Source organism: Marinomonas polaris DSM 16579 (genome assembly GCF_900129155.1).
In the GTDB taxonomy this organism is placed as follows: Bacteria; Pseudomonadota; Gammaproteobacteria; order Pseudomonadales; family Marinomonadaceae; genus Marinomonas; species Marinomonas polaris.
The window spans coordinates 60526-84257 of record NZ_FQVF01000012.1 but is presented as its reverse complement, the minus strand read 5'-3'; the positions used below and the strand labels follow the sequence as shown (position 1 = coordinate 84257).

Sequence of the window (23732 nt, the reverse complement as noted above, 5' to 3'; positions counted from 1 at the left end):
AAAGCTCCTTTTTCATTCATAACCTTTTAACGAATTACTCAGCGTTTTCGTTACTAGATAAAGCCTCAGGACGCTTAGGGAAAATGCGTCGTACCACGACAAAGAAGAGAGGCACAAAGAAAATTGCCAATACCGTAGCGGTTAATGTACCACCCACAATACCTGAACCAATTGAGATTCGGCTGTTTGCACCAGCACCAGAAGAAAGTGCCAACGGTAATGTACCCACCATAAATGCCATAGACGTCATGATAATCGGACGTAAACGCAAACGAGCGGCTTGGGCGGCGGCATCCCATACGTTCAGCCCTCGACGGTACGCCGCTTCTGCAAACTCAACGATCAAGATCGCATTTTTTGACGAAAGACCAATAGTTGTCAACAAGGCTACTTGGAAATAGACATCATTTTCTAGGCCGCGCAAATGAGCCGCCGCCGCCGAACCAATTACCCCAAGAGGAATAACCAAGATAACAGAAAACGGCACAGTCCAGCTTTCATACAAGGCAGCCAAACATAAGAACACCACCAAAATAGAAATTGCATAAAGGATCTGTGTTTGACCACTTGATAGGCGTTCTTGATACGACAAACCACTCCAAGAGCCAGTAACACCGCCTGGCAAAGCATCAGCTATATTTTGTAATTCATCCATGGCAGCCCCAGAACTTACACCTGGGGCACCAGAACCCTGAATCTCATAAGAAGCCAAGCCATTAAAACGAGTTAAGCTTTTCGGTCCATACGTCCATTCACTCTTAGCAAAAGCAGAAAATGGCGTCATCGTATTATCATTACCGCGCACATACCAATGTTGTAGATCTTCAGGAGAAGAGCGATATTGAGCTTCGCCTTGCATATAAACCGTTTTAACGCGGCCACGGTCGATAAAGTCATTAATATAAGATCCTGCCCAAGCACTGCTCAAAGTCGAGCTGATATCTGACATAGACAAGCCCAAAGCTGACGCTTTTTCTTGGTCTATATCGATATGTAATTGTGGAGCTTCTGAATCCGAGCCTAAACGAACCCCAGTTAGCAACTGACTTGTATTGGCATTTTGCAGCAAGGCATTACGCATTTCGAGTAACGTTGCACGATCTGTATTCCCTGATGCTTGAAGCTGAAAAGTAAAGCCATTACTCTGACCCAGACCTTGAATAGATGGCGGTATCAAAGAAAAAATTCTCGCATCACGAATTCCCGCAAAAGCACCATATGAACGACCAACAATCGCACTAGCGCTATTAGCAGGACCAACACGCTCGCTCCAGTCTTTTAAGGCAACAAACGCCATACCAGCATTTTGCCCGCTACCCATGAAGTTAAAACCTGAAATGGTAAAAATATCTTCAACATTATCTTTTTCTTGATTCATGAAATAGCTTTCTACGTCACGCATTACCTTGTCAGTGCGTGACATAGCAGCACCTTCAGGCAGAGACACCATAACCATCACTCGGCCTTGATCTTCTGTTGGCAAGAAGCCTGACGGCAATGTGACCATCAAACCAGCTAGACCAGCAACAATAACACCATAGCCTAGCATCCAACGAACCGGTTTCTTAATAATGCTACTAACACTACCAAAATATTTATCCGTAGCGCGATCGAAATTACGGTTAAACCAACCACCCAAGCCTTTATTATTACCACCATGATTCGCTTTTAGCAGGGTCGCACAAAGCGCTGGAGTTAATGTCAATGCAACGATTACAGACAAGGTCATAGACGCTACGATGGTAATAGAAAATTGACGGTAAATAACCCCTGTTGAACCACTGAAGAAAGCCATTGGTAAAAACACCGCTGACAAAACAACCGCAATACCCACTAAGGCGCTGGTAATTTCTTTCATGGATTTGATTGTTGCCTCTTTTGGAGACAACTTATCTTCTTCCATAACCCGTTCTACGTTTTCCACCACTACGATAGCATCATCTACTAGCAGGCCAATGGACAGCACAACACCAAACATGGTTAAGGTATTTATCGAGAAGCCAAATATCTCCAGTACACCAAACGTACCCAAAAGCACAACAGGAACAGCAATCGCAGGAATTAACGTTGCGCGCCAATTCTGCAAAAAGATGAACATAACGATAACAACCAAGACGATGGCTTCAAAAAGGGTTTTCACTACCTCTTCGATTGATATGCGTATAAAAGCGGTATTATCTACAGGGAAGGATAGTTTATAGCCATCAGGTAGGGTTGAAGATAGTCCATTCAATACTTTCTTAACGGCTTCAGATGTTGATAGCGCATTAGCTCCAGGAGCTAGCATAACAGCCATGCCTGAGGCTGGGTGACCATTCAAACGTGGAATGTACCCGTAAGACTCACTACCCAACTCAACCTTCGCCACATCGCTCAAACGAACCGTCGCGCCGCTGTCATCGTATGCCAAGATAATGTCTCTAAACTGCTCTGCTGTCTGTAATTTAGACTGAGCAGTTACCGTCACATTCAACTCTTGACCCTTTATTATTGGGTAAGCACCTAAGCTACCTGCTGCCACTTGGGTATTTTGAGCATTGATAGCAGAAGATACGTTAGAAGGCATTAATTTATATGACGCAAGCTTCAATGGATCCAACCATATACGCATAGCGTACTCTGCGCCAAACACCTGAATACTACCTACCCCATCAACGCGAGAAACAGGGTCTTGCACACTAGAAACGAGAAAGTCGGAAATATCGTTTGCAGTATCCGTATCCGTTTCATCATAAATAGCCGCAACCATTAAGAAATCAGAATTCGACTTTCTAACAGTCACGCCATTTCTCTGTACTGATTCAGGTAAATTAGAGGTAATTTGTTGAATCTTATTTTGAACCTGCACTTGCGCAATATCAGCATCCGTACCCTGTTCGAAGGTTACATTGATGCTAGTACGACCACTTGAACTACTTGATGATGAGAAATACAACAAGCCGTCTAAACCAGTCAGTTGTTGCTCTAATATTTGCGTAACGCTGTTCTCAACCGTTTCAGCAGAAGCACCAGAATACGTAGCAGAAATACTGATAGTAGGCGGCGCCACATTAGGATATTGGGATATTGGCAAATTCAATATCGATGCCAAACCAGCTAGCATGATGGCGATAGAAATCACCCACGCAAAAACCGGACGATTTATAAAAAAATGAGCTAGCATAAATTAATTCCCTTGAGCCGAAGATGCATTAGCATTCTTTGCAACAATAGCGCCGCTTTTAGGGTCTCTTGTCATTTCAACTGGTACCACCTCAGCCCCCGCTTTCACTTTCAAGGAACCTTCAACAATCACTTTTTCACCAGCCTTAACACCTGAAAGCACCAACCACTGATTACCAATAGCACGTTCAACTGTTAAAATGCGGCTTTCAATTACATTATTTTGATTAACAACTAAAGCGATAGGATTACCTTTCACGTCGCGAGAAACACCCTGCTGTGGCACTAAAAGAGCCGCATTATGAGTTAACTCATGAATCAAACCACGTACAAACATACCTGGTAGCAAAAGATTATCTGGATTTGGAAATTCTGCGCGCAAAGTCACACTGCCAGTAGATTCATTAACACTAACTTCTCGCGCTTTTAAGTTACCTTCATATTGGTATTTAGTGCCGTCCTCAAGTATCAAAGACACTTTATTAGAACCTTTTACAACGTCATCTTGAGATAAGAAATTTCGTTGCTTAAGCTGATCTAAACTGGTTTGTGCTAAATCGACAAAAATAGGATCTAAAGAGCGAACTGTTGTCATCACTGTTGCTTGGCTACCTGTCACCAATGCACCAACAGTAACTTGAGAAATACCAATTCGACCATCTATCGGTGATTTAATCTTGGTATAGCCTAAATTGATTCTAGAACTTTCCAATGCAGCTTCAGAACCCTTCTGCTTAGCGATTGCCTCTAAATAAGCAACATGCGCATCATCGAGATCTTGCTGAGAAACGTTATTCTGTTTACGCAATTGAGTGTAACGTTCATTTTTCAGTTGCGCAGACTTAAGGCTTGCATTCGCAGACTCTAAATCAGCTTGCGCTTGCTTGTAAGAAGAAACATAAGTTGAGTCATCTAATTCATAAAGTAAGTCGCCAGTTTTAACGTCCTGACCTTCCTCAAAAAAGCGCCTCTTAACTATTCCGCCAACTTGAGGGCGAATTTCAGCGACTAAACTAGAAGTAGTTCGACCAGGCAGCTCAGTCATCAAGTCTGTTTTTTGAGGTTCAATAGTGACAACACCTACTTCTGCTTTAGGAGGGGCTGATGGTGCAGCCGCTGACTTAGGGGCCTCCTCCTGACAGCCAACCAGCAACAAAACAAGTAACGCACTTGAAGCATATTTAAATTTAGACAACATTGAGGAGACTTCCTTTCGAAATATTGAGAATGATCATTCACAGGCACTATAATATAAGCAATCTACCTAATATATGACAAATCGTGCAAATAAATGAGAACTATTAAATTACCATGTAAAAGCGATCTACGAAAACAATGCATTATTGATGCCACAGAACAACACGTTCTTATTAAAGGCTTTCATAAGGCAAGTATGAGTGAGATTGCAAAAACGGCAGGGTTGAGTGTCGGCCAAATTTACCGTTACTATGCCCATAAAGATGACATTATTTGTGCATTAGTTGAACAGCTTACACAAAAAAGATTACAGTTTATGGCGTCTTTTTTAGATAAAAAAGACTGGCTAGAGCGACACTTTTCTGAAGAAAATCAAGAAACTCATAATATGAGAATAATGCATACTGAGATTCAAGCGGAGGCAACACGTAATCCAGTTATCGCCAAAATCTACAAAGAATCTCATACTCGTTTACAAAATCGCGCAGTCGTTATTTTAATGTCACGCTATCCGACTATTACAGAAAGAGAGGCCATTGCTCGTATTGAAATGCTGGTCACTTTAACAGAAGGGTTACTCGTTCGCTGGGATTTTCAAACGAGGCCCTTTACTAAAGAAATGCATCAAATTTATAGACAAACATTAGACACTATTTTGCCTGATGTAATTTAATCAAAAAGATTTAACTGGTTTGAAAATCGCCCTAATTTGAGACCAGCGGCTCACTAACATAGCAATAAAAATCAAAAAACAGCCAAAGACTTGACCTGAAGCCATGGTCTCACTAAACCAAAAAACAGCAAAAATAGCCGTCCAAACTGGCTCCAGGTTCATAATCACTGCGGCATGACTCACTGGAGTCAAACTCATCCCATAGGTTTGTAATAGGAAACGTAAACTACTTGCCACCAAAGTACTAACTAAAAACCATCCAGCCACTGCAATACTAATACTGTGCGGAAGCGTTTCTGTTAACAGAGAAAGGAAAAGTAAAAAACACCCAGCTACACTCAATTGAATGGCAGTTAATACTAGAGCATGCATGCGCATTGAAAAGCGAGATAATAAGTTTAATTGGAATGCTGAGCCTAAAGCGGCCCCCAAAAAATACAAGTGCGAAAACTCAAAATTCAGCCCATCGTTCAACGCTAAAAAGCCCAAACCAACAACCGCAATAGGTAAAGCAATCCAAATACTTAACGGCGGCCTAGCACCAAATAGAAAACGAGCAACCACTGGAACGAGTACAACACCAAGACTAGTGATAAAAGCTCCCACCCCTAAGTTTGAGCCTTGATCCAATCCAGTTACCCAAAACATCATGGTGATGCCCATTACCAAACCAACCAAACTCGCTTGCTTAACGTTTTGCCAATCTAAACCGCGAAAATACTTTTGCCCTGCAAGAAACAATACAAAGCCAGCAACAATAAAACGCACGCCCATAAAAAAAAGTGGAGGTAATCCTGCTAGCGCTTCTTTTGAAAAAATCCAACCGAAGCCTGCCAGAACAGTAACAAACACCAGTATCAGTTCGGCCTTTAAATGTGATCCTTGCTTCAAGAATATTCCTTATTAAAAAAGCTTACTAAATAAAGTTCAAAACATTAAACCAGGGAGCAAAAAGCCTGCGCTCCTAGTGATTAGCTACTAAAAGGGCAGGCTTTTCTATGAATAATTTGCTTCTGTTAAGGCCTACTTCGCACCTTTTGGCCAAGCAATAAAAATAGAAATCAAAGCAGCAACAGCCAACATCCAGCTATACTGAACATAACCCACAAGCTCTAATGGCGACACTTTAGCCAAAGAAGACGCCAATAAAATTTGCGCACCATATGGCAATACACCCTGTACCACACATGAGAAAATATCTAACAAGCTGGCACTGCGCTTCGGATCAACATTGTAGCGTTCAGCAATATTTTTTGCGACAGAGCCATTAATTAAAATAGACACCGTGTTATTAGCAGTACATAAATTAGTTAAGGCTACTGCAGCGCTGATACTCAACTCGCCCGCGCGCGTTGATCCCGCTTTTGCACCCAACGCTTTACTAATACGTTCGATAGCACCAACCAGCCACTCCAGACCACCTTGAGCTTTCATTAGTGCAGCAAGGCCACCGATCAACAAAGAAAGAATCAAAATTTCCTGCATACCTGTGTAACCAGCATAAATATCAGAAGACCAAGACGCCACCGAGTAATCAGGCTGCATAGTCAAACCAATCACACCCGCTAAAACAATACCGCTGAACAACACTAGCATTACGTTAACACCAGCGACAGCCAAGCCCAAGACGACAACGTAAGGCAAAACGCGAATCAGCTCATAGTCTTTAATATCTGTAATGTGCGCATCGCTGCTCTGGAAAAACAACCAAACTAAAGTAACCAATGCCGCAGGCAAAGCAATTTTGAAGTTCATGCGGAATTTATCACGCATGTCACAACCCTGAGTTCGTGTCGCGGCAATTGTGGTGTCAGAAATAATCGATAAATTATCGCCAAACATAGCACCACCAATGACGGTACCAACTGTCAACAACAAAGATAAATCCGCGGCTTCAGCAACGCCAATAGCGATCGGAGCAATGGCTGCAATAGTTCCCATCGACGTTCCCATGGAAGTAGCAACAAATGCAGTAATAACAAATAAACCTGGCAATAAAAGCGAAGCTGGTACCACACTCAGGCCAAAGTTAACGGTCGCATCAACACCACCAACACTTTTAGCCACACTAGCAAAAGCACCAGCCAGCAAATAAATCAATACCATGGTGACGATAGTGTTATCACCCACGCCCTCAATAAAGGTTTCGATGCGCTTATTAAAATGTCCTTTGCCTAATAAAATTGCCAAGGCAATAGCAGGCAAAATAGCAACCGGGGCAGAGATCTGATAGAAGGCAAAGTCCACACCTTCGGACTGATACCAAAGGCCACTGCCAACAAAAAGAACAAGGAAAAGTAACAATGGCAACAATGCCAAAGGAGATTTAGAAGTCATATCGTCTGAGGATTCCAGATTGAGTTAACCCTGCAACTTGTGGTTTTAGGGAAGAAAGGCCCGAATGATAGTAAAAAGTAATACATAGAACCAATAATAAATCGCGATGTCGTTGTCACAAAACGTTATAACAAAAAATACACATAAGCCTAATCATTATACAAAATAGATATAAACGATGTTAGGCCAATAAAAAACCCAGCTATTAAAGCTACCACTATCTGGCAACTTCAATACTGAGCTTTGTTGTAACTTATTAAAGACAGCCTCTCTATAAAACAGCTAATAGATAAAGAGGACTGTAAAGAAAGTTACTTTTTAAGTTTATAAGCAACCACATAATCGCCGATGGTTGTACCAATGGAACCATGTCCACCAGCTACCTGAACGACCATTTGCTCACCTTTACTATTTAAGTAAGTCATTGGTGTGGCTTGACCACCTGCAGGCAAACGACCTTTCCACAACTCTTCACCAGTAGACATGTCGTAAGCTCGCAAATAGTTATCAACAGACGCGGCCATGAAAACAACACCGCCATCCGTAATCACTGGACCACCAATACCTGGCATGCCCATTTTTATTGGCAATTTAAATGGTGTCATATCTTCAATAGTGCCGTTTTTATGCTTCCAAACGGTTTTGCCTGTTTTAAGATCGGCACCAGCCACATAACCCCATGGTGGCTGCTGACAAGGAACACCTAAAGGAGATAAGAAAGGCTTCAACTGCACCGCATACTCAGCACCTTCATTAGAATTAACACCCTGCTCGCCTTTATTGGCGTTAGTCAAATCTGCACCTTCTCGTGGCACCAGAGTAGAAGTAAAAGCAAGATACAAAGGCATACCAAACATTTGTTGGCGTTTTGGATCGACAGCAATGCTACCCCAGTTGAATACCCCGAAGTTCCCAGGATAAACAATAGAGCCTTGCTCTGATGGTGGTGTGTAGCGACCTTCATAGCGTAATTGCTTAAATTGAATTCGACACATTAGTTGATCCAATGGTGTCGCGCCCCACATATCTGCTTCCGTTAACTTAGCAGGCTTAAAGGAAAAAGCAGAAGTTGGTTGAGTTTTCGCCGCATAGTCACCAGGAATAGTACCCTGTGGCGCAAGTTCTTCGGTAATAGGAAAAATAGGCTCGCCTGTTTTTCTATTTAACACGTACACATCACCTTGTTTGGTTGGGACCACCAAAGCAGGCTGTTTACCTGTTGGCGTATCTAAATCCAACAAAGCAGGTTGCGCTGGCGTGTCCATATCCCATAAATCATGGTGAACAAACTGCTGCACCCAAGCGACCTGACCAGTTTCGAGGCTCAAAGCCACAACCGAAGTCGCATACTTTTCTTCCGCAGGAGTACGATACATACCTAACTGATCCGGTGTGCGATTCCCCATAGGGAAATACGCCAAGCCAAGCTTTTCATCCGCACTGGCAACCGACCAACTATTTGGTGAGCTTGTCGCATAAGTTTCGTCTGGACCTATAGGCGTTGTATCGTCTGGATGACCAGAATCCCAGTTCCATTTCAACTCACCCGTTTTCACGTCGTAAGCGCGAATCACACCAGATGGAGAATTCACATCATAGTTATCATTCACTGACCCAGAGACGATCACCACACCACCAGCCACTAATGGCGGCGACGTAGAATAATAATAACCAGACTGCTTAAATGGCATGTTGTGCATTAAGTCCAATTCGCCATTGTCCGCAAAGTTAGCACAGCGGGCACCCGTTGTTGGATCTATAGCCACTAAACGAGCATCAGAGGTTGGTAAGAACAATTGAGCATTACACTTCATACTGGTTAAGCTTTCCGCCGGAGCCGACTCTTTTTGAATAGGTGGAAGCGGTGTTCCATTGGAAGGAGGTAAATAAGACACACCTCGACAGGTCTGGTGCTGACGCTGACTTTCTGCAGGCACTTTCGCATCATAAACCCATTGCTCTTCACCGGTATCCGCATCTAATGCCACAACCCAGTTATGTGGAGTACAGACATAAAGAGCATTACCGAGCTTCAAAGGCGTTGCTTCGTAAGTTGTTTCCCCCACATCTTTCGGGCCTTTTTTATCGCCTGTTTGATACTGCCAAGCGACTTGAAGCTGATCGGCATTATCCGGTGTGATTTGAGCCAATGGCGAGAATCGCTGACCTAAATTACTACGTCCGTAAGCGTTCCACTCACCCTGATTAACATCACCAGTATCGGCATCAGACATGGTCACTGACCGTGTCATTTTACCTTCAACAGTCGTAGGTGACGTCATAAACAAAGGAGAAATAGTAACTAAAGCGGTTGCTACCCAAACTGGCAATAACAAACGTCCACCACTGCGGCGCTTAAATAAAGCCAATAAAATAAGAGGAACGGCGAGGATTAAGAAAAGCCCCATTCGCGTTGCGAGAGGCCACCAACTTAAGCCCGACTCCATAATCGACCAGATTAAGGTTCCAATCAATAAAAGAGCATAAATAAGGTTGGCGATTTTATTGCGCTTTCTTAACAACAAAGCGACAGCGATAAAGGCAACGCCAGCAACAACATAATAGAGACTGCCATCAAGTGATACTAACCAGCCACCACCCAACAGCAAAGCCAAACCAATGACTAAAAACAGTACCGAGAGAACAATCATATGACACAATCCCTTCGAGTTTAATTCGTTTGTTTAATTCATTTAATCTAGGAGTAAAGAAGCAAAACGACCGCAGAACAGCCATCACACCACCTATTTACCATAGATGATTACAGCTCAAAGGAAAAGTGTAGAGTATAAAATGACAAAATAGACTTTTTTCTTACATATTTATAAAGCAATACCCATGTCAATGCTCAATTCTTAGTCACATCATGGCCATACACTGCATCTAATTTAGACTGGATAACACTAGGAGCAAAGCGCCCAGCAGCTTGAAGTGCTTTTAATTTCATTCTGCCGAACACACCACCGTGCATGTGATATAAGCCAGCATTGGCTTTCGACATTTGCTGAATTTTAGTAGCACGAGGTTTACGCACTTGCTCATATTTAAGCAAAGCATCACTCAAGGCATAATTAGACAAACACTTAGCTAAAATATATCCGTCTTCAATCGCCATCGCGGCACCTTGCGCCATGAAAGGCAACATGGGATGACAAGCATCACCCAACAAAACCACTCGACCTTTGTGCCAGGTAGGCAGTTCATCGCGGCCATTTAACGCCCATAAAAACGTACTGCTCGCAGACTTGATTAACTCACTAACTTCAGGGTGCCAATCTGCAAAAGCGCGCTTTAACTCTTCGACATCACCTTCTTCACGCCATGACTCAGACCGCCAATCGCTGCGCTCTTCCACAGCTACGAAGTTCACGTAGTCGCCACCACGCAAATAATAACTCACGAAATGCCGACCAGGACCAGCCCAAACACACGCATCAGGTTTAACATCAACAGTCAGATCACTGACAGGAATAACGCCACGCCAAGCAACTTGCCCCATAAAGATTGGGCATTCTTGTCCTAGCATTTGCTCACGTACTTTTGAGCGAATGCCATCTGCACCGATCAATAAATCTGCGCAAAACTCTCGGCCATCTTCGAGCAATAAACAGACTTGCTTGAGCTCAGTATTTTCACGATAGCCAATCACCACCGCATTTAGCACCAATTCGACACCCGCCTTTGCACAGGCTGCAGCTAAAACCTGATGCAAATCCGCACGATGCAGATGCCAATAAGGCGCACCATAACGCGCTTCAGCTTGCTTACCTAAAGGCGATTTGAGGTAGTATTCGCCGGTTTTATAATCTCGAATAGCAGCATGTTGAGGTTTAAAAACAAACTGACTTAATTCAGATTCTAAACCTAGCTGTCGCAATACTTTTAAAGCATTAGGGCTTATTTGCAGGCCTGCGCCAACTTCACCAAGGCTCGCAGCTTGCTCACACACTACCACTCGAACACCTTGCTTAGCCAACGCTAGCGCAGCGCACAAACCGCCAATACCTGCACCAGCAATCACAACACAATTAACTTGCCCCACTCATCTTTCCTCTTTGTTAGCGATGCTTTTGCAATAATTAAAGGCGCCATAGTAGCGAATTCCGGCCTAAATAAAACCGACCTATGTCACTTATCATGGAACAAAAAATGTAAAAAAACTTTTCAAATACTATGGCTCGATCCTTGCTTTATTCTCTCAGTAGTGCGAAAACACTATGCATAGCCTAGTAAATCAAGGTAATGATATGGCTAGGTTCCACCTTACAAAGTAAAGAAGTCTCCCCAATGTGGGGCGGATGCACAAAAAAAGCCCACAAATGTGTGCAAGTTTAAGGCACCCACCTCCGGCTTGATAAAGAGAACGAGGTATACATGGAAAAACTAACGAGCCATTATCAGTCATCTGATTTTTTTGACGAGTTAATAGATGACAAAGGCGCCCCAAGATCTCCGGCAAAACAACTCTTGGGATATTTGGACAGTCTTTCAGAAGACGAACTAGAAAAGAGGCGCCTCACCGCAGAAGCAACGATACAAGAAATGGGCATCAGCTTCACGGTCTACACAGAGGAAGGCAATATAGACAGAGCATGGCCCTTCGATATTGTCCCTAGAACCATAGAAGCCTCAGACTGGAAAATAGCTGAAGCAGGATTAAAACAACGTCTAACCGCTCTTAACCTTTTCATCAACGATCTCTACCACGACCAAAACGTCATCAAAGACGGCATCATCCCAGAACATATCATCAAAGATTCCAAAAATTTTAGACCAGAATGCGTTGGCGTATCACCAGCCTACGGCGTATGGGCGCATATTTGTGGTACCGATCTAGTACGAGATGAAAATGGCGACTTCTTTGTTTTAGAAGATAACTTACGCGTACCTTCTGGTGTGTCTTACATGTTGGAAAACCGCGCCATTACTAAGCGAGTTCTTCCAGAACTGTTTGAAAACGAATCAATCTTACCAATCGATTCTTACACCTCGCAATTGTTTGACACCTTGGCCTCTTTGTCGCCAAGAGATATAGAAAACCCTGAGATCGTAGTGTTAACACCGGGTATTTATAACTCCGCCTATTTTGAACACGCCTTCTTGGCGCAACAAATGGGTGCTGAACTAGTTGAAGGCAGCGATCTATTTGTCGACAACGACGACTGCGTTTACATGAAAACTATTGATGGTCCAGAGCGCGTAGATGTAATCTATCGTCGCATTGACGATTTATTCATCGACCCAGAAGCGTTTGATCCTGAATCAGTCCTAGGTGTTGCTGGTCTAATGCGCGCATGGCGAGCAGGTAATGTCGCACTAGCAAATGCGCCGGGTGCAGGTGTTGCCGATGACAAAGTGGTTTACGCTTATGTCCCAGACATCATTCGTTATTACTTGAACGAAGAGCCGATCCTTAACAACGTCGAAACCTTCTTGTGCGATGACCCTGAGCAACGCGCCTACGTACTCGCCAACCTAGACAAACTGGTTGTTAAACCGGCCAACGAATCTGGCGGTTACGGTATGCTAGTCGGGCCTCATTCAACGAAGAAAGAACAAGCACTGTTTGCCGAGTTAATTACTAAAAATCCGCGTAATTACATTGCTCAACCAACGTTGAAATTATCCACCGCACCAACGCTTATATCCAAAGGTGTCTTAGAACCTCGTCACCTAGACCTTCGTCCATTTATCTTGCAAGCTAAGGAAACCTACGTCACCACTGGCGGCCTAACTCGCGTTGCCATGAAAAAAGGTTCCTTGGTCGTTAATTCGTCACAAGGTGGTGGTAGTAAAGACACTTGGATTGTTGAAACAAAGGGGCAGTAACCATGTTATCTAGAGTCGCAGAACGCTTATATTGGAGCGCACGGTATTTGGAACGCGTTGAAAACACAGCCCGCTTGGTCAGTGTTTATGACGACCTATTATTCGACCTTCCAAAAAACATCGAAGTATCTTGGTATAACTTAATCGAGATACTAAGTGGCGAAGAAATTTTCGAACAACGTTATAAAGTAAAAGACGAACGTAACGTAGTGAAGTTTCTTTTAGCCGATGACACAAACTCAAGCTCTATGCTGTCATCATTAAAAATGGTGCGGGAAAATATCCGGACCACTCGTGATGCGGTTCCTAAAGAAACATGGGAACTAATAAATGAACTAGATCTATACGCACAACAGAATATCAAGCAAGGGATTAACCGTTCAGAACGACATCTTTTCTTGAATACTATTATTGAAGGCTGCCAAAAAATCATCGGCCTCTTTGCTGGTGCAATGAGCCGTGATTCAGGCTGGCATTTCCTCATTATGGGACGTTATTTAGAACGTGCTGATATGGGAACACGTATTCTTGATGCGGCCGTGTCTTTAATGTTGAAATCTGAGCCAGAAGCAAGAATTCAACTTGGACAAGTGACTTGGTCAAAAGTATTAAAGTCTCAAAGTGCGTATTTGGATTATCGCCGCACCGTTAGAACGTCTATCAACGGAGCAAAGGCTACTACATTCTTGATGAATGACCTTTGTTTCCCACGATCTCTAGCTTACTGCCTAGGTCAAATAGGTGAAGCGGCGACAAAATTACCACGCGCCGGTTTAATTACCGCTAAGGTAGATAAACTTTTAGAATTTGATTACCCAATCAATAGTTCAGAAGATTTGGATGAAGACTTTCACAACCATCTCAATGATATACAGATTGCCATTATCGAAATAAATCACCAGATCACCGAAAACTGGTTTCATTTTCGGCAAGGAGACGCTGCATGACCATTAGAGTCGCAATACAGCACAAGACCACTTACGAGTTTGACCGTTTTATTAACGTAGCTCCTCACGTTTTAAGACTGCAACCGGCTGCGCACTCACGCACAAAAATTCATGCTTACTCGCTTAAAGTTTTGCCTGAAACGCATTTTATCAATGTGCAACAAGATCCGTTTGGAAATTTCCAAACTCGCTTAGTGTTTCCCGAAAAGACCAATAAGCTAGAGTTTTACGTGGAAGTTATCGCCGATATGACGGTAATCAACCCATTCGATTTCTTCGTTGAAAGCTACGCGGAAGAATATCCATTTGCCTACGATAAAGCGCTTAAGAAAGAGCTCGATCCTTACTTACAAGTAACTGAATCTTGCCCGTTATTGGACAAATGGCTATCTACGGTTGATCGTAAAAATACGCCGATTAACGATTTTCTCGTGGCGATCAATAGTCGCTTAGCAGCGGATATTGGTTACGGAATTCGTTTAGAGCCAGGCGTTCAGACTTGCGAAGAAACCCTGACCCTGAAAAAAGGTTCTTGTCGTGATACATCATGGTTACTGGTTCAAATACTACGTAGCCTTGGTCTAGCAGCACGTTTCGCGTCTGGTTATCTAGTTCAGCTAACGTCTGACGTGAAAGCGCTCGACGGCCCATCAGGCCCAGAAGAAGATTTCACCGACTTACACGCATGGTGTGAAGTATTTTTACCGGGCGCAGGCTGGGTTGGATTAGATCCAACTTCAGGCCTATTCGCCGGCGAAGGTCACATCCCTCTAGCTTGTACACCAGAGCCGGCTTCAGCAGCACCGATTACTGGCTTTGTTGACGAATGTGAATGTGAGTTTAGCTACAGCAATATTGTAACTCGTATCCATGAAGATCCGCGTGTGACAAAACCCTATGCAGAAGGCGAATGGGACACCATCAAAGCCTTAGGTTTTGCGGTTGACAAGCAGCTTGAAGACGGCGACGTTCGTCTAACAATGGGTGGTGAGCCAACGTTTGTCTCCATCGACGACATGGATTCAGAGCAATGGAATACCGGCGCATTGGGCGCAGAAAAGCTTAAACTAGCCAAAGACTTGCTGATTAAAATGAAGCAAGAATTCGGTGCTAACGGCCTACTTCATTATGGCCAAGGCAAATGGTATCCGGGCGAAGAAGTACCGCGCTGGGCGTTGGGTTGTTTCTGGCGCACCGACGGCGAAGCGTTATGGAATGATCCGAAATATTTAGCGCGCGTAGACAAAGACTACAAACACACCATTAAAGATGCTCAAGCTTTTGGCGAATTATTGTGTGAAAAACTAGCCTTGGATAAGCAATATCTACAAAGCACCTACGAAGACACTCTGTATTATTTATGGATGGAGCAATCGCTTCCTGCGGATGCCGATCCAACCAAAGCCGATTTAAAAGACGATTTAGAACGCCGTCGTCTAGCAAAACTGCTTAGCCGTGGTTTAAGCACCACAACTGGCTTCGTTTTGCCGTTAGAATTCGATACTGTAAACAATCGTTGGAATAGCTCCCTTTGGCCAATGCGCAGTGACGTTATTACCTTGATTCCGGGCGACAGCCCAATGGGTTATCGTTTGCCACTGAATTCTTTACCAGCGCAAGCCGAAGAAGATCGTATTCCTGAGCGTGATCCGTTTGATCCTCGCCAACCTTTGGCGAACAAAAAAGACAACGCGGTATTAGAAAGCGTTGCCAAGCAGCATTTCGCTAAAAAACCAGCAGCACCTGCCTTAGCGCCAGAAAAAACGTTGAAAAACGTGATTCGCACTACCTTGTGTATCGAACCACGTGATGGCCGCTTGCATGTATTCATGCCACCTATGACGCATCTTGAGCATTTTGTGAATGTTCTTGAGCATCTTGAAGCGGTTGCTAAAGTCCTTGATAAACCTATCGTTGTCGAAGGTTACGAGCCACCAAAAGATCCGCGCTTGCAGAAGTTCCTAATCACGCCAGATCCAGGTGTTATCGAGGTGAACATTCACCCTGCGGCAAGCTGGAAAGAATTGGTTCACAATACCGAAACTCTATATCACCAAGCCTATCTTTCTCGTCTAGGCGCAGAAAAATTCATGCTTGATGGTCGCCATACCGGCACAGGTGGTGGTAATCACGTAACGCTTGGAGGCCGTACACCAGCAGACAGTCCGCTGTTACGTCGCCCTGAGTTACTACAAAGTTTAGTAACCTTCTGGCAGCATCATCCAGGTTTATCTTATCTTTTCTCTGGCATGTTTATTGGCCCAACTAGCCAAGCACCACGTCCAGACGAAGGTCGCGACGAAGCCCTATATGAAATGGAAATCGCTTTCCAAAACATGCCGTCTGGTTTTGTTGAAGAACCTTGGTTAGTCGACCGCTTGATGCGTAACTTGCTAGTCGATATCACAGGTAACACGCATCGTTCTGAATTCTGTATTGATAAGCTTTACGCAGCTGGCAGCGCCAGCGGTAGACAAGGTTTATTGGAATTCCGTGGTTTTGAAATGCCACCGCATCCGCACATGTCTCTCGTGCAAATGCTGTTGTTGCGCTGCTTAGTTGCACGCTTCTGGAAAGAACCGTACAAAAAGCCTTTGGTTCGTTGGGGCACCAGCTTGCATGACAAATTCATGCTGCCACATTTTGTTTGGCAGGACGTTAAAGAAGTGGTCGAAGATCTTCAGCGCCATGGTTTCCCATTCAAACTAGAATGGTTAGCACCATTTGAAGAGTTCCGTTTCCCTCATTATGGTCGTCAAAAAATCGATGACATGGAAATTGAACTTCGTTGGGCAATTGAGCCTTGGCACGTTCTAGGTGAAGAAATCACCGGATCGGGGACTGCTCGCTACGTAGATTCTTCCGTCGAACGTTTGCAGGTAAAACTATCTGGCTTAACTGATGGACGTTATGTGCTTAGCTGTAATGGCCGTCGCGTGCCGATTCGTTCTACAGGTCGCAAAGGCGAATACGTTGGCGCGGTTCGCTACAAAGCTTGGGCGCCACCATCGGCCTTGCACCCAACACTAGGGACAGATACGCCACTAATATTTGATTTAATCGATACATGGAATGGCTTATCTGTGGGCGGTTGTACTTATCATGTGTCTCACCCAGGTGGACGTACGTATGACAATGTACCAGTCAATAGCAATGAAGCGGAAGCTCGCCGTGTGAACCGTTTCTGGGATCACGGCTTCACTCAAGGCACGCTATCACCACCGCCAGCCTTCAGTGCATTACGCTCTTTTTACCCGAATGGAGACGAGCCTCGTGCAATGTCACCACCAGCTGAAGAGCCAATGAATGAATATCCGCATACATTAGACCTAAGGAAGCAGTATAATGTTCTCTAATAATTAATTTTTTAGGCTCAAGCACATTATGCAACTTCAAACAGGTACTTTTATAACGTCGGTGATAGATGAGAAACCGACGTTATCTTCCGCCTATGATAAACCGATAAATGCTTATGATGAGGCCTTCACGGAAGATCGCCAACCGCGCGCACATTGGGAAGCACTGCTGCGTAACATAAGCAATCTTTCAGACGAGGAAATGCTCGACCGACAACGTCGTGCTCAGCGTATCCTTCGTGAAGACGGAGCTACCTATAATTTAACCAGCGACCCACTCACGCCAAGTGTTTGGTCGCTGGATCTTATTCCCAATATTATTCCGACCGATGAATGGCTTGAGATAGAGCAAGGTTTAGCTCAGCGCTCAAACTTATTCGATCTGATCTTAAAAGACCTCTATGGTCCGCAAGAACTGCTGAAAAACGGCATTATTCCTTCTGAGATTATTTTTAGCCATCCAGGATTTTTACGTCAATGCCACGGTGTTATGGTTCCCGGTGCTCATCAATTACTGCACCATGCGGTGGATCTAGTACGTGACCATGCGGGTCAATTCCAAGTCATTGGCGATCGTACCCAAGCTCCAAATGGCGCGGGCTACGCATTAGAAAACCGTACCGTGGTATCGCGTGTTATTCCGAACAGTTTCCGCGACAGTCAAGTGCGTCGTCTTGCAGGATTTTTCCAATCCTTCAAAAATATGCTGACGTCTCTTGCCAGTCAATGGACGGATACGCCACGTATCGTCATGCTGTCTCCTGGTGCTTACAGTAGCACCTATTTCGAACAAGCCTACTTATCAAACTATCTTGGCTTTCCATTAGTTCAAGGCAGCGATTTAACCGTACGTAATGGCGCGGTATGGATGAAATCTTTAAATGGCTTGGCACGTGTCGATGTTATTTTACGTCGTGTCGATGACGCCTACTGCGATCAAGCCGAACTAAGAGCCGACTCTTTCCTAGGAGTTCCAGGTTTATTAGAAGTAGTACGAGCAGGTAACGTCGTGCTTGCTAACCCATTAGGTAGCGGCATTTTAGAAGCGCCAGCATTAGTTAAATTTTTGCCTGCCATCAGTGAATTTTTGACAGGTAAACAACTAACTTTACCTTCTGTAGCAACCTGGTGGTGTGGTGATAAAGACGACTTAAATTATGTTATCGCCAATCTTAGTAACCTGATTATCAAGCCTGCGATTCGTAGCCATAGCAGCAACAGTATTTATGGCCACACGCTAAGCGAAAAGCAAAAACTTAATACCATAGAAAAAATCAAAAAAGCCCCGCATCTATATGCTGCGCAAAGTTATGTTCCAGGCTCTATGTCGCCTATTTGGTTAAATGGAAAAATACAAGCTAGGCCAAGCCTATTGCGAGCTTTCACCGTTGCTAACCCAACAGGCTACACAGTCATGCCTGGCGGTTTATCTCGTGCTGGCGAATCGACAAAAGATTCCATTGTCACCAATATGTCTAGCTCAAAAAGTAAAGACACTTGGATCATCGCCGCAGAGCCAGAAGCGCAAAGTAACTTAATTACTGATCAAGTTTTATTACAAGACGAAGCCTTACAAGCTAATTTACCAAGCCGAGTGGTAGAAAACTTATTTTGGATGGGGCGTTATGCTGAACGTGCAGAAATCAGTATGCGCTTACTACGTACCATTTTTAAACAGATGAATGGTATTGACCCATTACCAGAAGAAAGCCGCCGTATGTTACTTGAAATGGCGTCTACGCAAACTGGCTGCTTGCCCGGCTTTATGGAAGCAGACGAAAAGCTCCTCGCCAACCCAGAAGCTGAACTCGTTTCTATCATAACTGATGGCAGCCGAGCGGGATCCGTCAAAGCTAACCTGCAAGCTATGTTAAGTTGTGGCGAGCAAGTGAAAGAAATGCTGTCTGCCGATACTCGTATCATCATCAATGAGCTGCGCGACCATATTCATGAGCTAGATCGTGCTTATACCAATGGTTTACCTTCTGCACCGGAAGAATCGTTAGACAGTCTTGTTACCTCTTTGTTGGCGCTGTCCGGTTTGAACCATGAAAGCATGTTACGCGGACTCGACTGGACGTTTCAAGAAATTGGCCGTCGTACCGAACGTGCACTGCAAACGGCAACCTTGTTACGCTCTGCGCTCACTACGCCACTATCATCTGGACCGCAACAGCAAATTCTAGAATCCGTTTTATTAAGCGTAGAAGCCCTTATTTCCTTCCGTCGCCGCTATCGTAATCGTGCTCGCGTTGCTTATGGATTGGATCTATTGATGATTGATGGTACTAATCCACGCTCTTTACTTTATCAAGTAGAGCAACTGCGTAAATACATCAGAGAACTGCCCAGAAATGAGACAACAACTGCTGGCCTAAGCCCTGAAAATAAAATCATTTTAAAATCGCTAAATGATATTCAGCTTGCCGATTTGGAAGAACTTGCCAAGATTGATCCAGATAGCCAAAGCCGTCTAAAACTAGAGCAACTCATGACCGAGTTTTTAGCTCAACTTGAGCAATTTACCGTTCTCATTAGCGATAAGTATTTTGACCATACCGCTGGCCCGCAGTCTTTGACTGAAGCCATCAGAGGAACAAATGTATGAGGTACCGCGTTCGCCATATAACGGAATACACTTATGGAGCGCCAGTGAGCTTATGTTACAACATGGCTCACCTCCTACCGCGAGATACGCGCAATCAGCGCTGCTTGAATCAGAAAATACAAATCAATCCGCCACCAGTTTATCAAAACGATGGCGAAGATTATTTCGGTAATCAGACGTTTTATTTTTCGATTCAAGAAGCCCATAAAAAATTGGTGATTGATGTCACCACTGACTTTGAAATTTCACCATTGAATGTACTTCAATGGCAAATGCAAAGCACGCTCACTTGTGGTCAATTACGCGCGCAACTAAGTAATCCAAATACACCTGAACTGCGCATGGCAAAAGAATATCTACTGGATTCTCCGCAAATACGTTGTTCAGAAGATTTAAAGGCCTATGCTCTAAGCACTTTTACAGATGACAAACCTGTCTTACAGGCAGCATTGGCTTTCACTCATAAGATCTTCACTGAATTCAAATTCGACCCAGCTAGTACAACCGTTGCGACGCCACTTGAGCAAGTACTAAAACAGCGCAGCGGTGTATGTCAGGATTTCGCTCATTTAGCCATTGGCTGTTTGCGTTCGGTTGGCATTCCAGCTCGTTATATGAGTGGCTACCTAGAAACCTTGCCCCCACCAGGACAAGAAAAATTGGTTGGTGCGGATGCCTCTCACGCTTGGTTCGCGGTGTTTATCCCTGAATTAGGTTGGGTAGAATTTGATCCAACCAATGACCTAATGCCAAGCGATCAGCATATCGTCACTGCATGGGGTCGAGATTATGCTGACGTGACACCACTTCAAGGCGTTATTTTTGAAGGTGGCGGCTCTCAGCAACTTGCCGTTTCGGTAGATGTAAAACGAGTCTAACCAAATAGCTTGGTAAGATACGAATAAGTCTTTGCTCGGCATAGTTTGCTCGACACAGTAAGTCGATGCAAAGACGCTTTTACTGCGCTTTTTATTACAACCTCGGCCAGTACAATTATCATCCAAAAGCCATACTACATAGCATGTAGAGCCGATATAAGGTAAGCTTCGCGAAATTCTTGCATAACCTGACCTTTCAGCTTAGCACCTGCCTTTATAAAACATGAGAACATCTATGAGTTTCAACAAACTTGGGCTTTCTGCCCCCATCTTAAAAGCCATTGAAGATCAAGGCTATACTGAGCCGTCTGCAATTCAAGCTCAGGCAATACCAGCCATTCTTGAAGGCCAAGATGTGATGGCCGCAGCCCAAACAGGGACAGGCAAAACAGCCGGTTTTACCTTACCCTTGCTTGAAATTTTAAGTAAAGGCGAAAACGCACAAAGCAATCAAGTTCGCGCTTTAGTATTAACACCAACTCGTGAATTAGCAGCGCAAGTCGCTGAAAGCGTCAAAAATTACGGCCAGCATCTGTCTCTTAAATCAACAGTGGTATTCGGCGGCGTTAAAATCAATCCTCAAATGATGGCACTACGTCGCGGCGCGGATATATTGATCGCAACGCCTGGCCGCATGATGGATTTATACAACCAAAAAGCAGTACGTTTCGACAAGCTAGAAATCCTAGTGTTAGACGAAGCAGATCGCATGCTGGACATGGGCTTTATCCATGACATCAAAAAAATCCTAGCTATTCTGCCGAAGAAACGTCAGAACTTATTGTTCTCTGCGACCTTTTCACCAGAAATTCGCCAGTTAGCAAAAGGCTTGGTAAACAACCCAATCGAGATTTCCGTTACGCCACGTAATGCGACAGCGGTCTCTGTAGAACAGTGGTTGCACCCAGTCGATAAGAAACGCAAAACTGAGTTGTTAATTCAACTTATCGCTGACGGTCGTTGGGATCAGGCATTGGTCTTTTCTCGCACTAAACACGGTGCAAATAAAATCACCAAACAATTAGAAGACGCTGGCATTCGTGCTAGCGCCATCCACGGCAACAAAAGCCAAGGCGCACGTACTCGCGCTTTATCAGACTTTAAAGAAGGCCGTATTCGTATTCTTGTCGCGACGGACATCGCGGCGCGTGGACTGGACATCGAACAACTGCCTCACGTAGTCAACTTTGACCTACCAGATGTAGCAGAAGATTACGTTCACCGTATCGGCCGTACTGGTCGTGCTGGCGCAACTGGCAAAGCAATTTCATTGGTAGCCGCCGACGAACTAGATCAATTACGCGCGATTGAGCGTTTGACTCAGAAGCTAATTGAACGTCGTTACGAAGATGATTTCATGCCAACACACATGTTGCCTGATACTACATTGGATACACGTCCAATCAAGCCTAACAAGCCAAAAAGACCGCGTGAACAAACCAATGCTCCAAGACAAGGTAATGGCGCGAAACAAGGCAATGCGCCTAAGTCTGGCAATCGTCGCCCTAGCGCACCAAAAGCAGAAATGACACCAGGCCAAGGTCTTCGAAGCAAGCCTCTAGCACCAGCGCGTCGTAATCGTAAACCAGATTAATTCTCATCATCTAATCTGCTAGAATAAATAAAGCCACAGTAAGACTATCTCACTGTGGCTTTTTTGAAAAAATAATAAACGAAATTCACTAACATCAAGGACGTGTTATGGGAATAGTAATCCTCCCTCTTTTTTTATTTTGGGTAATCTGCTTTCTTTTCTCGCTTCGAATCGGCTATGTCTTATTGAAAGAAGAGAAGCTGTTTGTCTACAAGATACTACCAACGATAGCCGCCATTCTTCTCGCAATTATGTATAAGACTCACTCTATCAATCAGTTTGAAGGTAGAGAATCGCTCTGGGCATTTGAAATAATATTTTTTTTCTTGTTTAACCTAGATGCTGCACTCTTATACCTAGCTGCATTTTTAACCTACTTCTTCATCAAGAAACGTATTAAAAACCCATCAATTAAGTCCCTAATTTTCATTATCGCGTTATCTATTTCATTAGGGACACTGCTTGGCTCATTTAGTAGTGAAAGCTTCATGGAAAAACATAATATCGAGCAAACTTATTGAATTTAAATAAGCAGATATAGAAGCAGAATAACACCGAAAAATAGAAATGAAGTTAATATAGGTGAAAACCTATAAACTAAAAAAGGATAAAGTAATGGGATTGATTTTAGGGCCAATTTTGATTTTTTGGATTATTGCAGCTGGATTTTCCATTTATATGGGAAGTACGCTATTAAATGATTACCAAATATTTCAGGCATACATGATTGCTATAGCGACCACGATTTCATATGTTTTATTAAATTTGATAATCAGATACGGAAACAAGAAAGAGCTTTGGATATTTGAAATCCCCTTCTTTTTTATGACTAATAAGATAAGCCTATTGTTATTTGGTGTTTCTATCTTCTTTTATATTTGGGGGGATGATCTCAAAAACCAAGAATACGGCAATGAATTAATCTTCATTCTAAACTTTACCATAGCGTTTAGTGCCGTTATTGGAACGTTCTGCAACGAAACTTTTATGCGAGTACGTAAAATAAAAAGAACCCATTAATAATTTCATGAAAAAAATAACGAATAGCTAAAAAAAACTGAACATGTATTCAAAATACGAAAAATAAATGGTTGAAAAAATCATATAAAAATTGTTATAAAAATATTTATTCTTTGTATGTTTTTTTTACA

Annotated in this window: 15 protein-coding genes; 9 read left to right on the top strand and 6 right to left on the bottom strand. The window is 43.6% G+C overall.

Annotated features, from left to right (window positions below):
• Positions 1-34 precede the first annotated feature (34 nt).
• Together BUA59_RS13740 and BUA59_RS13735 are read right to left on the bottom strand one after the other, a co-directional pair.
• Positions 35-3163 (bottom strand): efflux RND transporter permease subunit, encoded by a 3129-nt coding sequence (locus BUA59_RS13740; RefSeq protein WP_072840271.1) that lies wholly within the window; start codon positions 3161-3163, stop codon positions 35-37.
• 3 nt (positions 3164-3166) lie between these two features.
• A complete protein-coding gene (locus BUA59_RS13735) occupies positions 3167-4360 on the bottom strand; it encodes an efflux RND transporter periplasmic adaptor subunit (RefSeq protein ID WP_072840270.1) in 1194 nt (397 codons plus the stop codon).
• Between the two features lie 93 nt (positions 4361-4453).
• Here BUA59_RS13735 and BUA59_RS13730 point away from each other — a divergent pair, with 93 nt between their 5' ends.
• Positions 4454-5032: a TetR/AcrR family transcriptional regulator gene (locus BUA59_RS13730; RefSeq protein WP_072840269.1), complete on the top strand. Its 579-nt coding sequence runs from the start codon at positions 4454-4456 to the stop codon at positions 5030-5032.
• Here BUA59_RS13730 and BUA59_RS13725 read toward each other — a convergent pair whose 3' ends face one another.
• The 4 genes from BUA59_RS13725 to BUA59_RS13710 all read right to left on the bottom strand — a co-directional run bounded on the left by BUA59_RS13725 (position 5033) and on the right by BUA59_RS13710 (position 11411).
• Complete coding sequence (locus BUA59_RS13725; protein WP_072840268.1) at positions 5033-5923, bottom strand: DMT family transporter; 891 nt, start codon at positions 5921-5923, stop codon at positions 5033-5035.
• A 132-nt stretch (positions 5924-6055) separates the two neighbouring features.
• Positions 6056-7369 (bottom strand): Na+/H+ antiporter NhaC family protein, encoded by a 1314-nt coding sequence (locus BUA59_RS13720; RefSeq protein ID WP_072840267.1) that lies wholly within the window; start codon positions 7367-7369, stop codon positions 6056-6058.
• Positions 7370-7680: 311 nt separating this feature from the next.
• Positions 7681-10020, bottom strand: a complete 2340-nt coding sequence (locus BUA59_RS13715) for a glucose/quinate/shikimate family membrane-bound PQQ-dependent dehydrogenase (RefSeq protein WP_072840266.1) — start codon at positions 10018-10020, stop codon at positions 7681-7683.
• Positions 10021-10217: 197 nt separating this feature from the next.
• On the bottom strand, positions 10218-11411 hold the full coding sequence (locus BUA59_RS13710; protein ID WP_072840265.1) for an FAD-dependent monooxygenase: 1194 nt from the start codon (positions 11409-11411) through the stop codon (positions 10218-10220).
• Between the two features lie 332 nt (positions 11412-11743).
• On the opposite strand from BUA59_RS13710, the gene BUA59_RS13705 reads away from it, so the two are divergent.
• From BUA59_RS13705 to BUA59_RS13670, 8 genes are all read left to right on the top strand, one after another.
• On the top strand, positions 11744-13198 hold the full coding sequence (locus BUA59_RS13705) for a circularly permuted type 2 ATP-grasp protein (RefSeq protein ID WP_072840264.1): 1455 nt from the start codon (positions 11744-11746) through the stop codon (positions 13196-13198).
• 2 nt (positions 13199-13200) lie between these two features.
• Positions 13201-14145 (top strand): alpha-E domain-containing protein, encoded by a 945-nt coding sequence (locus tag BUA59_RS13700; protein WP_072840263.1) that lies wholly within the window; start codon positions 13201-13203, stop codon positions 14143-14145.
• Positions 14142-17501, top strand: coding sequence for a transglutaminase family protein (locus BUA59_RS13695; protein ID WP_072840262.1), 3360 nt, complete (start codon positions 14142-14144; stop codon positions 17499-17501). Before BUA59_RS13700 ends, BUA59_RS13695 begins: the two co-directional genes overlap by 4 nt.
• 28 nt (positions 17502-17529) lie before the next feature.
• Positions 17530-20109: a circularly permuted type 2 ATP-grasp protein gene (locus BUA59_RS13690; protein WP_084122443.1), complete on the top strand. Its 2580-nt coding sequence runs from the start codon at positions 17530-17532 to the stop codon at positions 20107-20109.
• Complete coding sequence (locus BUA59_RS13685; protein WP_072840261.1) at positions 20106-20987, top strand: transglutaminase family protein; 882 nt, start codon at positions 20106-20108, stop codon at positions 20985-20987. The genes BUA59_RS13690 and BUA59_RS13685 overlap by 4 nt, the downstream gene beginning before the upstream one ends.
• Before the next feature lie 235 nt (positions 20988-21222).
• Complete coding sequence (locus BUA59_RS13680; protein ID WP_072840260.1) at positions 21223-22581, top strand: DEAD/DEAH box helicase; 1359 nt, start codon at positions 21223-21225, stop codon at positions 22579-22581.
• Between the two features lie 107 nt (positions 22582-22688).
• On the top strand, positions 22689-23102 hold the full coding sequence (locus tag BUA59_RS13675) for a hypothetical protein (RefSeq protein WP_072840259.1): 414 nt from the start codon (positions 22689-22691) through the stop codon (positions 23100-23102).
• Positions 23103-23196: 94 nt separating this feature from the next.
• Entirely contained in the window at positions 23197-23601 is a 405-nt protein-coding gene (locus BUA59_RS13670; RefSeq protein ID WP_072840258.1) for a hypothetical protein, read from the top strand.
• The last annotated feature ends 131 nt before the right edge of the window (positions 23602-23732 follow it).